This is a genomic window from Pseudomonas sp. SJZ131 (assembly GCF_007828705.1).
In the GTDB taxonomy this organism is placed as follows: Bacteria; Pseudomonadota; Gammaproteobacteria; order Pseudomonadales; family Pseudomonadaceae; genus Aquipseudomonas; species Aquipseudomonas prosekii.
Map to the genome: position 1 here is coordinate 78,823 of NZ_VIVC01000005.1, position 14,894 is coordinate 93,716.

A 14,894-nucleotide genomic window follows, 5' to 3' on the forward strand; every position below is an offset into this window, starting at 1 on the left:
TCAACCACGCGGAACAAACACGTCGGCTAGCAGTTGATTGCGCGGCAGTCCCGCCAGGTACAGGCGCCGGGCGAAGGCGTCGACGCTGTCGGGGGCTCCGCAGAGTAAGGCCAGGGTTTGCCGCGAAACAAGCCGCAGTTGCGCCAACGCCTGCGGCAACTCGGCCGGGGTCCAGAGCTCCACTGTGAGGTTGTCGCGGCCCTCGGCCATGGCTTGCAGAGGTTTGGCCAGGTAATGCTCGTGCGCGTCATGCGCCAGGTGAATGACGCGGATGGCGCCTTGGTGATCCTGGCGCAACGCCTCGCGCAAGACGCCGAACAGCGGCGCCAAACCGGTACCGGCGGCCAGCAGCCACAGTGGCCGGGTGTGCCAGTCGGCGTCGTAATGCAGGGCGCCGCCGCGCAGTTCACCGAGGCGCAGGCTGTCGCCGATCTGCAACTGGCGCGCGGCGTTGCTGAATTCGCCGGGCTGGCGGCAATCGAGGTGAAACTCGAGAAAACGGTCTTCTTCCGGCAGGCTCGCCAGCGAATACGGGCGCGCGACGTTGCCGGCCCATAACACCAGATGCTGGCCGGCGCCGTAACGCAGTGGTCGCTGGGTGATCAGGCGCAGGCGCAAGACGTTGTCCGACAGCCAATCGACAGCGGCGACTTGCGCCGGGCGACCGTCGCGTTGCGGGTCGAAGGTGTGGACCTGCAAGTCTTCGACCACTGAACACTGACAGGCCAGGCGCCAACCTTGCTGACGCTGCTCGGCGCTCAAGGCATCCGGGCGGCTGTCGTTGGGCAGGCCTTGCACGCATTGCACCAGGCACGCATGACAACTGCCGGCGCGGCAACTGTAGGGCACGGCGACGCCGTTCTGGTTCAAGGCATCGAGCAAGTTGCTGCCCGCCGCCACTGACCACTGGCGCTCGCCGACCCGCACTTCAGGCATCGACGTTCTCCCACGCCGCCGCGCACCGATTGCGCCCGTCGCGCTTGGCCCGGTACAACGCCTGATCGGCGCGTTGCAGGGCTTCGTCGAGATCGTCGCCGAGTTCCAGCAAGGTCATGCCGGCGCTGAGGCTGAGGTTGCTGACGTCGAGGCCAAACAGTTCGACATCGGTGAAGGCAATGCGCAAACGCTCGCAACACGACGTCAGGCGCTCGGCGTCGCAATCGGGCAGCAACACGACAAATTCTTCGCCGCCGTAACGGGCCAATACGTCGCCGTTGCGCAGGCACGCCGTGGCGACACCGGCGAAGGCTTGCAGCACCTGATCGCCGGCAGCATGGCCGTGCACGTCGTTGATACGTTTGAAGTGGTCGAGGTCGATCAGCGCCAGACCGTGGACCACGCCGCTGTCCATCGCGTCGAGTTCGCGCGTGGCGAGGCGCAGGAAGTGCCGACGGTTGAACAATCCGGTCAATTCATCGGTGGCGACCAGATCTTCGAGCTGGCGCATCATCCCGCGCAACGTGTCCTGGTGCGCCTGCAACGCGAAGCGCCGTTGCCGCATCAACTGGCGCGAAGCCTGGACGTAGCGGGCGTAAAGCACCAGCCACACCAGCACGATAAACAGCACGCACACCTGCAACAGCGCCAACGCCGGGTCGGCCAACTGGAATTGGTAGCCCTCCCACAACGTGATCGCGCTGAAACTGAAAAACACCAGCAATGCGCACCGCACAAACGCTCGGCGCGACAGGTGAAACAGGCCGAACAGCAGGATCAGGATGTAGAAGACCAGGAACGCACCGCGCGCCTCGTCGAGATGAAAAATCAGCCAGGTTTGCCAGCCCAGGCCAATCAATACCTGGAGTTCGGTCAGGCTCGGGTCGGCGTGGCGCAGGTTGTAGCCGCTGTAGAAAACTGCGAACAGGGCCGCCTGGCTGGCGACCACCAACGCACTGCCGATCACTACGCTGGCCAGGGGCGCCGCGTAGTGACCGGTGAAAAACGCCAGCCACAGCAGCAGCAATGCCAGGGCATAGGTGCCGGCCGCGAGGGCAAAACGTTTAAGTAACAGGCGCTGAATGGCGTTATGGGTCAATCGTTGACTCACCAGAAAAAAGAAGCTGAAAGAGTGTCCTACTCTACAGGCCGTGTGCCACTTTAGTGGCGCGACCGGTAAATGACCAACCAATTTTCAGGGCGGAAAACTGGCGTCAAAAGCATGGCCCGCTGGCCCCATGTTTATAGGCACAAACGCCTGTGTGGCGAGCGAGCTTGCTCGCGTTGGAGTGCGCAGCACTCCCTTTCTGTTGACGTCAAGAGAGGGGCCGCTGCGCAGCCCGGCGCGAGCAAGCTCGCTCGCCACCGTTCCTTATCCGACCAAAAGCCAATGTGTAACCGCCATCGAGGCGCGTTATACTGCCGCGCCTTTTTAGCGTCGCGCCAGCAGCCCCGGCGTGCCACGACTCTGCGAGTCAGCTTCAAGTTGCAAGCTTCACGCCGCCAGCTCAAAGCACACCAAACTGCTCTGGCTTGCCGCTTGGCGCTCAATGCTTGTGGCTGGCTCGAAGAGCTACCGAATGTTCCCGTCTTTTAGAGGAGCGCGACTCATGACCGTGATCAAGCAAGACGACCTGATACAGAGCGTTGCCGACGCCCTGCAGTTCATTTCTTATTACCACCCCGTTGATTTCATTCAGGCGATGCACGAAGCCTACCTGCGCGAAGAATCGCCAGCGGCGCGTGACTCGATGGCGCAGATTCTGATCAACTCGCGGATGTGCGCCACCGGCCACCGCCCGATCTGCCAGGACACCGGCATCGTCACCATCTTCGTGCGTGTGGGCATGGACGTGCGTTGGGATGGCGCCACCATGAGCCTGGACGACATGATCAACCAAGGCGTGCGCCAGGCGTACAACCTGCCGGAAAACGTCTTGCGCGCCTCAATCCTCGCCGACCCGGCAGGCGCGCGCAGAAATACCAAGGACAACACCCCCGCCGTTATCCACTACTCCATCGTCCCGGGTAACACCGTGGAAGTGGACGTGGCGGCCAAGGGCGGCGGTTCCGAGAACAAGTCGAAAATGGCCATGCTCAACCCGTCCGACTCGATCGTCGACTGGGTGCTGAAAACCGTACCGACCATGGGCGCCGGCTGGTGCCCACCGGGTATGCTCGGGATCGGCATCGGTGGCACCGCCGAGAAAGCTGCGGTGATGGCCAAGGAAGTGTTGATGGAATCCATCGACATCCACGAGCTGAAAAAGCGCGGCCCGTCCAACCGTATCGAAGAGATGCGCCTGGAGCTGTTCGAGAAGGTCAACCAACTGGGCATCGGCGCCCAGGGCCTCGGCGGCCTGACCACCGTGCTCGACGTGAAAATCATGGATTATCCGACCCATGCCGCTTCGTTGCCGGTGTGCATGATCCCCAACTGCGCCGCCACCCGTCACGCGCACTTCGTGCTCGACGGTTCCGGCCCGGCCTCGCTGGAAGCGCCACCGCTCGACGCCTACCCGGAAATCGTCTGGGAAGCCGGTCCGTCGGCGCGTCGGGTCAACCTCGACACGCTGACCCCGGAAGAAGTGCAGAGCTGGAAACCGGGCGAAACCGTGTTGCTCAACGGCAAGATGCTCACCGGTCGCGACGCCGCGCACAAGCGCATGGTCGAGATGCTCAACAAGGGTGAAACCTTACCGGTGGACCTCAAGGGTCGCTTCATCTACTACGTCGGCCCGGTTGATCCGGTGCGCGAAGAAGTGGTTGGCCCGGCGGGCCCGACCACCGCAACGCGGATGGACAAGTTCACCCGACAGATCCTCGAACAAACCGGCCTGTTGGGCATGATCGGCAAATCCGAGCGCGGACCGACCGCAATCGAAGCGATCAAGGACCACAAAGCCGTGTACCTGATGGCAGTCGGCGGTGCGGCTTACCTGGTGGCGCAAGCGATCAAGAAATCGCGCGTCGTGGCGTTTGCCGAACTGGGCATGGAAGCGATCTACGAGTTCGACGTCAAAGACATGCCCGTCACCGTTGCGGTTGATAGCAAAGGCGAGTCGGTCCACATCACCGGTCCGGCGATCTGGCAGAAAAAGATCAGTGAAAGTCTGGCGGTCGAAGTGCAATAAGCGCTGAACCCACGCAATAAAATGGCCGGGCATCTGCACAGATGACCCGGCTTTTTTTATGCCGCAATTATCAAAACAACGCCGTCCACCTGTAGGAGCGAGGCTTGCCCGCGAAGGCTTCCTGGCAGCCAGCGATGCGGGTGACGGACCTACCGCTTTCGCGGGCAAGCCTCGCTCCTACAGGGGTGGATAAGCGATATAACCAGCCTGACCATCCAATTCATTCGGTCTAACCAATCGGCGCGCAACTGTCAGATCTGACAGGTTACGCAGCCTTCTCACCTTGGTAGCGTTGATCTACCGCAAACCTGTCGCCGAACTCGGCGCGGGGGTCGAGAAAGGGTCAGGCACCATGGAAGATCAACAGTCACTGAGCATCACCACGCCGTCCATCGCGCGCGGCGCGTCAATTGCCATGGTTGGCAAAAGTGGCTCGGTCGGTTTGACCGGCAGCGCCTCATTCCAATTACCCTTGCCGATTTCCGCCGGCCGCGGCTTCGACCCCAGTCTGACGCTGAGCTACGACAGCCAGTCCGGCAATGGCCCGTTCGGGATCGGCTGGGGACTGAACAGCAGCGCCATTTCGCGCCAGACCAGCAAAGGCGTGCCGCGTTATCTGGATGACGATGTGATGATCGGGCACGACGGCCGCCAATGGCGCGCCGAAACCGACGCCAACGGCCAAATCAAGTCCCGCCCCGAAACGCATTACCGTGGTGTGCCGATCGGCCCGCACACCGTGGTGCGCTATTTTCCGCGCGTCGAGAGCGGCTTCGAATTGCTCGAGTTCTGGCGCTCGGCGGCCAACCCGCAAGGCTTTTGCCTGGTGCATGGCACCGACGGCACCCTGCACCTGTTCGGCAAGACCGACGCCACACGCCTGGCCGATCCGCAAACGCCACAACGCGTCGCCTCGTGGTTATTGCAGGAAAGCCTCAGCGCCCACGGCGAGCACATCTGCTACGAATACAAAACCGAGGACCCCGCTGACAAACCGGGCAAACCCCACGACTACCGCGCCCAGCGCTACTTGCATCGCGTGCTCTACGGCAACGTCACGGCCAGCAGCCATTTGTACGGCTGGACGGAGCAACCGAGCGAGCCTGACTGGCACTTTCATCTGCTGTTCGATTACGGCGAACGTACGCTGGACCGCGAACAGCAACCAGTCTACGGCCCCGACGGTCTGACCCAGTGGCTGATTCGCAGCGACCCGTTCCACACCTACGGCAACGGTTTTGAAGTCGGCACCCGGCGCCTGTGTCATCAGGTGTTGATGTTTCATCACTTCCCGGCGGAGCTCGGCGCAAACCCGGCGCTGGTTCGCCGGCTGCTGCTGGAATATCGCCCCACGTCACTGCGCTACAACCAATTGCTCGCCGCCCACTATCAGGCTTTCGATGCCAGCGGCGCGGTGGAAAACAGCCCGCCGCTGGAGTTTGACTACGCCGCGTTTGACCTTAATACCCAACCCGCCGCGTTCTTCCCGTTCGAGCACATGCCCGGCCTCGAAGACTCGCAGCACTATCAATCGGTCGATCTGTTCGGCGAAGGCTTGCCGGGCTTTCTGTGCCGATACGATCAATCCTGGTATTACCGCGAGCCGTTACGCGGCGCGGCCGGCGGCGATGAAATCATCTACGGCCCGTGGACCGAACTGAACAGCATCCCGGTCGGCGATCGGCGTAAACCAGTGGTTCAGTCCCTCACCGACCTGACCGGCGACGGACGCCTGGACTGGGTCATCGCCCAACCGGGCATGAACGGCTTCCACGCCTTGAACCCGGACCGCAGTTGGTCGGGTTTCATCCCGTTCAGCGCGTTCCCGGTGGAGTACTTCAACACCCTGGCGCAGATGGGCGACCTGTGCGGCGACGGCCTCAGCTCGCTGGCACTGATCGGCCCCAAAAGCGTGCGCCTGTACGCCAACCGGCGTGAACACGGTTTTGCCAAAGGCGAGGACGTGCCCCACACACCAACGGATGATCGTCTGCCGTTATTCAGCAATTCACGCGGCGAACTGGTGTTTCTCGGCAACATGCTCGGCAGCGACATGAGCGAGCTGTGCCGCGTTCGCCACAATGAAATCAAATGCTGGCCCAATCTCGGCAACGGACGCTTTGGCGAAGGTTTCGTGATGAGCGCCCTGCCCTTCACCTATCAGCAATTTGACGCCGGGCGCGTGCGCATCGCCGACCTCGATGGCTGCGGAGCGCCGGCGCTGATTTATCTGCAATCAGCAGGTTTCGACATCTACTTCAACCACGGCGGCAATGGTCTGGAACAGACGCCGGTACACGTGCCGTGGCCCGAAGGCGTGCGCTACGACAACCTGACGCAAGTGACCTTCGCTGACCTGCAAGGGCTGGGCTGCGCGAGCCTGATCCTCAGCGTGCCGCACATCAAGCCACAGCACTGGCGTTACGATTTCGTCAGCGCCCGGCCGTACCTGCTGAGCACCAGCAACAACAATATGGGCTGCAGCACGCACGTGCGGTATCGCAGCTCGGCGCAAGAATGGCTGGATGAAAAACAGCTGTTGCAGGCGAGCGAAGTGCACGCGGCGTCGTACTTGCCGTTCCCCGTGCAGGTCGTGAAAGAACAGTCGCTGCTGGATGAAATTACCGACAATCGCCTGGTGCAAGCGCTGACGTACACGCAAGGCTACTACGACGGCTTTGCACGCGAATTCCGCGGCTTCGGCCTGCTCTGCCAAACCGACAGCGAAGCTCGCCATGAAAGCGACGACGAAGGCTTCACCGAACCGGCGCGGGTCTGCACCTGGTTCCATACCGGACGCTGGATGGACATGCCGCGCGATGGTTATTTCAGCGGTGACAGCGACGCCCGGCCACTGGGCGACACGCTGTTTTGTTGGTACCACGCCAACGACGCTTTTGATGACCCGATCAACCCGGACGAGGCCACCACCCGCGATATTGCCAGCGCCCTCGCCGGCTCGGTGTTGCGCGTGGAAAGCTATGCACTGAACGACGCCCGGCCGTACTCCGTGGAAGCGTATCGCTACAAGGTGCGCGAGTTACGCCCCATCGAGCAAAAGCCGCCCCACGCCAGGCTCCTGCCCTCGCTGCTGGAGCGGATCAGTTACCAGTACGAGCGCCTCATCGATGACCCGCAGTGCCAACACACCATCACCCTGGCGCAAGATGATTTCGGCCTGCCGGTACACACGCTGACGCTGAACTATGCGCGGCGCAAAACCGCGCTGGACCAGCCGCCGTTTGACGACGCCGATGAACAAACCTGGTGGCGCGACGCGCATGACCCGGCGCAGCAGTTTTATTACCTGAGCGAAACCCGCGCCGAGTTCATTCACCTGGCGCAGGAACAGCAATGGCGAATCGGCTTGCCCTACCGACAACGCGGCAATGCCTGGGTGTTGCCCAAGGGCCGTTTGCCGACGGGTCTGGCCCCTGAAGACATCGACTACGAAACCTTGCTCGAACATCACAACGACCCGGCATGGAACGCGCTACGCGAATTGACCGGGCAAACCGTGCAGCGTTACCTGAAAACGGCTGACCGCACGTTGCTCGGCGATGGTGTGGCGGAGTTCGAAGCGCTGGCCGCGCCACGGGAAATCGCGCAACTGGATAAAACCGCGCTCGCTGCCTACAACGTGTTGCCGCCGCCGTTCGACATTCGCGCGGAGCTGACGAAGGTCGGTTACCGAACGATGCCACTGTTTCTTGATCCGGACGCGGCGCAGGACGCCGAGCAAAACCTGTGGTCCGCCCAATACAGTTTTGCCGAGTACGGCGCTTTGGCCGAGTTCTACAAGGTGCGCAACTATCACGACAGCGAAAGTCACGGCGTCACCCAGGCGACTTTTGATCCCTATCAACTTGCGGTCATCAGCGTCGAACTGCCGGACGGCTGCACCACCCGCGTCGAATACGACTACCACGCGATGCAGCCGCTGCGCATCATCGACGCCAACGAGAATATTCAGGAAGCGCTTTACGAGCCGTCGGGGCAGCCGTTCGCCATCAGTTTCCACGGCAGTGAAAATGGCGCACCTGCCGGGTTCCGGCCGCTGGGCGAATACGTGCGCCCGGACAGCCTTCTTCCCGGCCCTGCCATCGACAATCCGCCCGCGGCGTTGCAAAACGCGGCCAGTGTGTTGCGCAAGGATTTGTTCAGCTGGATGGGCGAACTAACCGCAACGTCGCACCATTGCGCAGACTGGATTGCCCAAGGCTACGTGCTGCCCAGCCTGCATATCCGCGCCAGTGCCCGAGCACGGCTGGCCAGGCTCAAATCCTGGACAGCTGCCGAACAGACGCTGATCGAGCTGATCGCAGCGGCGCCACGGGAACCGGTACACAGCGTGGTCCTCACCGCTGACCGTTATCACGACGACCCGCTGCAGCAGATCCAGATTGCCAAGTCCTGCATCGACGGCTTCGGTCGCGTGCTGCAAACCCAGCAGAAAGTCGAACCGGGCATGGCCTACAGCGCCAACCAACACCTGGAACTGGAACTGATCGACGGCAAACCGCTGGAAAAACTCGCCGACCCGCGCTGGCGTATCAGCGAGCGCGTCGAATACAACAACAAAGGCGCGGCGACGCGGGTGTTCCGCCCCTACTTCTGCGATACCCACGGTTACATCCGCGACCAGTCGTTCCACCAGTTCGGCTATCACGATCAACAGTTCTACGACGCTCTTGGGCGAACCGGCAAACTGATCAGCGCCAAGGGTTACGAGTCGTTTACCACCGTGCACCCGTGGTACAGCGCCAGCCACGACTTCAACGACACCGCGCCACTCGAAGTACCCGAGCGGCACCCGCGATGAGCAGCGCAGTGCATCAACGCACGCCGACGTTGTGGGTCAATGACAGTCGCGGTCTGGCCGTGCGGCAGGTGGATTACTTGCGCAAGATTGCCGGTGGCGCCGTACAACCACTCATCAGCCGCCAAGTGCATGACCGTGCCGGGCGCCTGACTGAGCAAAGGGACGCGCGGCTGTTCGGCACTTCGGCCGCGCCCAACCTGCATTCGACCCATGGGCTGAGCGGACAACCGGTCGCGGTCGCCAGCGTCGATGCCGGCTGGCGCCTGAGCCTGTTCGGGATCAGCGGCGAAGTGCTGCAACACTGGGATCAGCGCGGCAACCATTGGCACACCACTTACGACGAGCAATTGCGCGTTGTCGCGGTCGCCGAAAACGCCCGGCCGGCTGTGGAGTGCTTCGGATATGCCGACGCCTCGGCCGACGCCGGTCACAATCTGCGTGGTCAGCCCAGCGAATTCATCGATGCTGCGGGCACGCTGCGACCCTGCAGTTACAGCCTCAGCGGCCAGGCGCTGCGCGAAAGCCGAACCTTCGCCGACGGCCAGGCGTATCTGGCCAGTCGCACGTTCAGCCCGCTGGGCGCGGTCCTGGAACAGATCGATGCCGGCGAACATCGGCAACAATTCCGCCATGACGTTGCCGGGCAGCTCACCCAGGTATCGCTGCAACTCAAGGACGCCAGTAAAACGCAGATTCTGCAGCGCTCGGCCACCTATAACGCCGCCGGACAGATGCTCGAACAGGTCGCCGGCGCGACCACCCGTCAATCGACTTACGACGCCGCCAACGGCCAACTGCTTGAACTGCGCGCAGGACAAACGTCCAAGCCCCTGCACCAACATCTGCACCAACATTTGTACCAACATCTGACCTACACCTACGACCGGGCTGGCAACATCCTCAACATCAACGACCACACGCTGGCCACGGTTTACTTCGCCAATCAACGCGTGGACGGACTGCGCGAGTTTGCTTACGACTCTTTATATCGACTGAGCAGCGCCAGTGGTTTCGAGGCCGACACGCCGACGCTGCAGCCGGGTCTGCCGGAGCTGATCAGCCCCATCGACCCGAGCCGGCGTTATCGCTACACCGAGCACTACGCGTACGACCCGGGCAATAATCTCGAAACACTGCACCATGTCCGCGACGGCAACCACTTCACCCGTCAGATGTGCATCGACCCCACGAGCAACCGCGCGGTGCGCTGGCAGGAGGGCGACCCGCAACCGGTTTTCGATGAACTGTTTGACCTGCACGGCAATTTGCTCGCGGTGCAACGCGGCCAGCCGATGCAATGGAACGCGCGGGATCAATTGGTCAAAGTCACCCTGCTGACGCACAGCAACGGCCTGCCCGACGATGAAGAAACCTACCTCTACAGCCAGGGCGTGCGCGTGTGCAAGCGTCACGTCACGCATACGCCCGTCGCCACTCACTACCGCCAGACTCGCTACTTGCCGGGGCTGGATATTTGCACGCGCAGCAACGGTGAAATCCTGCACGTCATCAGCGTGGCGCTGGCGGGCGGCAGCGTCCGCTGCCTGCACTGGATCGCCGGGCAGCCCGACGGCATTGCCGCCGATCAACTGCGTTTCGGTTTCGACGATCACCTGGGCTCAAGCACGCTGGAGCTGGATCAGCACGGTGCGCTGATCAGTCAGGAAATCTTTTACCCGTTCGGCGGCACGGCGTGGTGGGCGGCGCGTTCGGCGGTTGAGGCGAGTTGCAAGACGATCCGCTATTCCGGCAAGGAAATGGATGCCAGCGGGCTGTATTACTACGGCGCGCGTTATTACGCGCCGTGGCTGCAGCGCTGGGTGGGCGCCGATCCGGCGGGCGATGTCGATGGGCTGAACCTGTATGCATTTGTTGGCAACAACCCGCTGAACTATTTCGATGGTGACGGCGCACAACGAACACCGGACGAAGCTCGAACAGTCCTCCACCGCTATTCCAATCTGCTGAACGAGATTGACCAGCGGCTGGACCGGTCGATGTACCAGTTCAATCATCTCTTTCGCAAACGTGACATCTATCAATCCGGCGGCAAGAGATTCGCGCTGGCAGCCACCAATGTCATGGCCTCAGCCATCGTTGCCGGTTTTGTCGCAGCGAACGTTGCGGCTCTGACCTCCTGGAGCGGTCCTGCTGCGCCAGCACTGGGCGTGGCGGCGGCAGCGTTGGCGGCGGACGTAACAGGCAAAATCATCGACAAGGCCGGTGGCCGCACCAGTTTTGGTTATCCATTTCAGCCGGCAGAGAATGATTACGATGTGGATGCGGTACAACAAGCGGCTGCGCCTACCAATCTGAAAAAGTCCGCGCTCAAGCTTCTGAAAAAATACGACTTGCGAACCACGGACGGTGCCAAGGAAATGCTGATCGCAGGCACCATCGGCGCTGCGGATAATGTCTCCGCCACTACGCATCTGGAGAAATATCTCAGTTTCTTTCGGTTAAGCACGGAGTTCACCGAGACGTTAAATGACAGCCACGGGCAGCGAGATCTGCAAGCGTTCGATCAGAAGCTGGGGTCCCTGGTTGATTTCCTCAATGCAGAAATCGTCACGGCCAATGAGGCACTTGAGGAATTGGCCGGCGCTGGACAACAGTTCAGAGCAGAGGCGGCCGGAATCAACCATCGTCTGGGAAAAATCGAATACGCGATGCAAGGGAAGATCCAACGCGTCCACGACCTGAGCCAGAAGTTGAGCGCACGTCGGTTGCAAAAAAGAGCCGCGTAACTTCGTCGATTGAACGCAACGATCACAGTCGTCGCACAGGCGTATGAGTTCACGCCGGCGACACTGCCCGAACTCGCCGGCATGCTATGGTGCGCCCCCGTATTTGCTGACTGTTCACCACGCCATGCTTGCGACTTCCCGCCCTCTGCGTTTGACGCTTTACACCTTGTTGATCGTTGCCGGTGCGGTGGCTGCCGCCGCGCTTGCGATGCGCCACGCCGAACGTCAGGCCCTGGAAGAAGACGCCGCGCGCGCCAGTCAGCAACTGGCGCTGTACGCCAATTCCCTGCACACGCTGATCGACCGCTATCGCGCGCTGCCCGCCGTGCTGGCGCTGGACCCGCAATTGCGCGCCGGGCTGAACGGCCCAGTGAGCCCCGAGCAACAGGACCTGCTGAACCGCAAACTGGAGAAGATCAACGGCGCCGCCAACTCCTCAACCCTCGAACTGCTCGACCACAGCGGCCTCGCCGTTGCCGCGAGCAATTGGCGCATGCCCAGCAGTTACGTCGGCCACAACTACGGTTTTCGCCCCTACTTCAGCCAGACCCGCACCCAAGGCACCGGGCGTTTTTACGCGGTGGGCGTGACCAGCGGCATCCCCGGTTATTTCCTCTCCAGCGCCGTCACGCGCGACAACGGCGAGTTTCTCGGCGCGATGGTGGTCAAACTCGAATTCCCCGAACTTGAACGCGAATGGCGCCAGGGCAGCGACACCTTGCTGGTCAGCGATGCGCGCGGGATTATCTTCATCGCCAACCAGCCCGGCTGGCGGTATCGGCACTTGAAAGCATTGAGCGCCACCGATCACGCCGAGCTGCAAACCACCCGCCAATACGACAAACAACCGCTGACCCCGCTGGTCTATCAATCGAAACATCGCTTCGATGACAACAGCGATCTGGCGCGGGTCGAAGGGCCGGATGGCGCCGCGGATTACCTCTGGGAATCGCTGCCACTGCCCGCCGAAGGCTGGACCTTGCACCTGCTGCGCCGCCCGCAAATCGCTTTCGAAGACATCCGCAACGCGGCGCTCGCAGCCGCCGGATTATGGCTGGCGGTGGTGTTCCTGCTGTTGTTCCTCAACCAGCGCTGGCGTCTGGCGAAGATGCGCCAACGCAGCCGCGAAGAACTCGAACAACTGGTGGAAGAACGCACCCGCGACTTGCGCACCGCGCAGGACGGCCTGGTGCAATCGGCCAAACTCGCCGCGCTGGGGCAGATGTCGGCCGCGCTCGCGCATGAAATCAACCAGCCCCTGACCGCCCAGCGCATGCAACTCGCAACCCTGCGGCTGCTGCTCGATCACGGCCGCGTCGATGATGCGTACAAAGCGCTGAAACCGGTGGACGACATGCTCACGCGCATGGCCGCGCTCACCGGCCACCTGAAAACCTTCGCCCGCAAAAGCCCCAGCGGCTTGCGCGAACGCCTCGATCTGGCGGCGGTGGTCGATCAATCCTTGCAGTTGCTCGACGCGCGGTTGCGCGATGAAAACGTCAGCAGCGTGCTGCACCTGACACGTCCGGCGTGGGTGCGCGGCGATGCGATTCGCCTCGAACAGGTGCTGATCAATCTACTGCGCAACGCCCTCGACGCGGTGCACGACAAACCGTGCAAACGCCTGGAAATCCGCCTCGAAGCCGATGAGCAACTGTGGCGCCTGACGGTCGCCGACAACGGTGGCGGGATTGCCGACGAGCATCTGCCGAACGTCTTCGACCCGTTCTTCACCACCAAACCGGTCGGCGATGGTTTGGGCCTGGGGCTGGCGGTATCGTTCGCCATCGCCCATGAATCCGGTGGTCGCTTGTCGGCGGCCAACCACGACAATGGCGCGGTGTTTACCCTGACCTTGCCGATCGATCTGGAGGAGCCTGTCTGATGCTCAATTCGGTAATAGTCGTCGACGACGAAAGCAGCATCCGCAACGCCGTCGAACAATGGCTGAGCCTGTCGGGATTCGAGGTTCAGCTGTTCAGCCGCGCCGACGAATGCCTGGCGCAATTGCCGGCGCATTTTCCCGGGGTGATCCTCAGCGACGTGCGCATGCCCGGCATCAGCGGCCTCGAACTGCTCGCCGAAGTGCAACGGCGCGATGCCGATTTGCCGGTGATTCTGCTCACTGGCCACGGCGATGTGCCGATGGCGGTCGAAGCGATGCGCGATGGCGCTTACGATTTTCTGGAAAAACCCTTCAGCCCGGAAACCTTGCTCGGCAGTTTGCGCCGCGCTCTGGAGAAACGCCGGTTGGTCCTGGAAAACCGCGCGCTGCACGTGCTGGCCGACAACCGCGCCAAACTCGACGCGACGCTGCTCGGGGTTTCCCGGGGTTTGCAGACCTTGCGCCGACAAGTGCTGGATTTGGCGACGCTGCCGGTCAACGTGGTGATCCGTGGTGAAACCGGCAGCGGCAAAGAGTTGGTCGCGCGTTGTTTGCACGATTTCGGCCCGCGCGCCGACAAGCCGTTTGTCGCGCTCAATTGCGCGGCGATTCCCGAGCAATTGTTTGAAGCCGAATTGTTCGGCCACGAAAGCGGCGCGTTCACCGGCGCTTCGGGCAAGCGCATCGGCAAGCTCGAATACGCCGACGGCGGCACGCTGTTTCTCGATGAAATCGAAAGCATGCCGCTGGCCCAGCAGGTGAAATTGTTGCGCGTGTTGCAGGAGCAGAAGCTTGAGCGGCTGGGCTCGAACCAGAGCATTCGCGTGGATCTGCGGATCATTGCCGCGACCAAACCGGACTTGCTCGACGAGGCGCGCGCCGGGCGTTTTCGTGAGGACTTGGCCTATCGCTTGAACGTGGCGGAATTGCGCTTGCCGCCATTGCGCGAGCGGCGCGAGGACATTCCGTTGCTGTTCGAGACCTTTGCCCAGCAAGCGGCCGAGCGTCTGGGCCGGACGTTTGCGCCGCTCAGCGGGCCGCAGTTGAGCCATTTGTTGAGCCACGACTGGCCGGGCAATGTCCGCGAACTGGCTAACGTTGCCGAGCGTCAGGTATTGGGCCTCGGCGAGCCGGAACCGGCAGCGATCGAGCCCGGCCAGTCGCTGGCGGCGCAACAGGAAGCCTTCGAAGCGCATTGCCTGCGCGCGGCGCTGACCCGGCACAAGGGCGACGTCAAAGCGGTGCTCGAAGAACTGCAACTGCCGCGTCGGACTTTCAATGAAAAGCTGCAGCGGCATGGGCTGAGTCGGGAGATGTTTTTAGGGGAGTGAGTTTTTACCTGTGGATTTTCGGTGTTGCTGGCATCCAGC

7 protein-coding genes are annotated in these 14,894 nt (G+C 62.1%); 5 read left to right on the top strand and 2 right to left on the bottom strand.

What is annotated here, in order from left to right:
• Positions 1–936, bottom strand: coding sequence for an iron-sulfur-binding ferredoxin reductase (locus FBY12_RS21355; RefSeq protein ID WP_145255672.1), 936 nt, complete (start codon positions 934–936; stop codon positions 1–3).
• Entirely contained in the window at positions 929–2,035 is a 1,107-nt protein-coding gene (locus FBY12_RS21360; protein ID WP_121731293.1) for a diguanylate cyclase, read from the bottom strand. The genes FBY12_RS21355 and FBY12_RS21360 overlap by 8 nt, the downstream gene beginning before the upstream one ends.
• Positions 2,036–2,546: 511 nt before the next feature.
• On the opposite strand from FBY12_RS21360, the gene FBY12_RS21365 reads away from it, so the two are divergent.
• The 5 genes from FBY12_RS21365 (at position 2,547) to FBY12_RS21385 (ending at position 14,855) form a co-directional block, all read left to right on the top strand.
• On the top strand, positions 2,547–4,070 hold the full coding sequence (locus FBY12_RS21365) for a fumarate hydratase (RefSeq protein WP_145255674.1): 1,524 nt from the start codon (positions 2,547–2,549) through the stop codon (positions 4,068–4,070).
• A gap of 352 nt (positions 4,071–4,422) precedes the next feature.
• Positions 4,423–8,892, top strand: a complete 4,470-nt coding sequence (locus FBY12_RS21370; protein ID WP_145255677.1) for a SpvB/TcaC N-terminal domain-containing protein — start codon at positions 4,423–4,425, stop codon at positions 8,890–8,892.
• The gene (locus FBY12_RS21375) at positions 8,889–11,639 is read left to right on the top strand and encodes an RHS repeat-associated core domain-containing protein (protein ID WP_145255679.1); all 2,751 of its coding nucleotides are present in this window, start codon (positions 8,889–8,891) and stop codon (positions 11,637–11,639) included. Before FBY12_RS21370 ends, FBY12_RS21375 begins: the two co-directional genes overlap by 4 nt.
• A 124-nt stretch (positions 11,640–11,763) precedes the next feature.
• Entirely contained in the window at positions 11,764–13,524 is a 1,761-nt protein-coding gene (locus tag FBY12_RS21380; RefSeq protein WP_145255682.1) for an ATP-binding protein, read from the top strand.
• Complete coding sequence (locus FBY12_RS21385) at positions 13,524–14,855, top strand: sigma-54 dependent transcriptional regulator (RefSeq protein ID WP_121731297.1); 1,332 nt, start codon at positions 13,524–13,526, stop codon at positions 14,853–14,855. The genes FBY12_RS21380 and FBY12_RS21385 overlap by 1 nt, the downstream gene beginning before the upstream one ends.
• The last annotated feature ends 39 nt before the right edge of the window (positions 14,856–14,894 follow it).

Coding starts and splice junctions, on each gene's coding strand:
- FBY12_RS21355 (WP_145255672.1), bottom strand. CDS start 936: ATGCCTGAAGTGCGGGTCGGCGAGCGCCAGTGGTCAGTGGCGGCGGGC.
- FBY12_RS21365 (WP_145255674.1), top strand. CDS start 2,547: ATGACCGTGATCAAGCAAGACGACCTGATACAGAGCGTTGCCGACGCC.
- FBY12_RS21370 (WP_145255677.1), top strand. CDS start 4,423: ATGGAAGATCAACAGTCACTGAGCATCACCACGCCGTCCATCGCGCGC.
- FBY12_RS21375 (WP_145255679.1), top strand. CDS start 8,889: ATGAGCAGCGCAGTGCATCAACGCACGCCGACGTTGTGGGTCAATGAC.
- FBY12_RS21380 (WP_145255682.1), top strand. CDS start 11,764: ATGCTTGCGACTTCCCGCCCTCTGCGTTTGACGCTTTACACCTTGTTG.
- FBY12_RS21385 (WP_121731297.1), top strand. CDS start 13,524: ATGCTCAATTCGGTAATAGTCGTCGACGACGAAAGCAGCATCCGCAAC.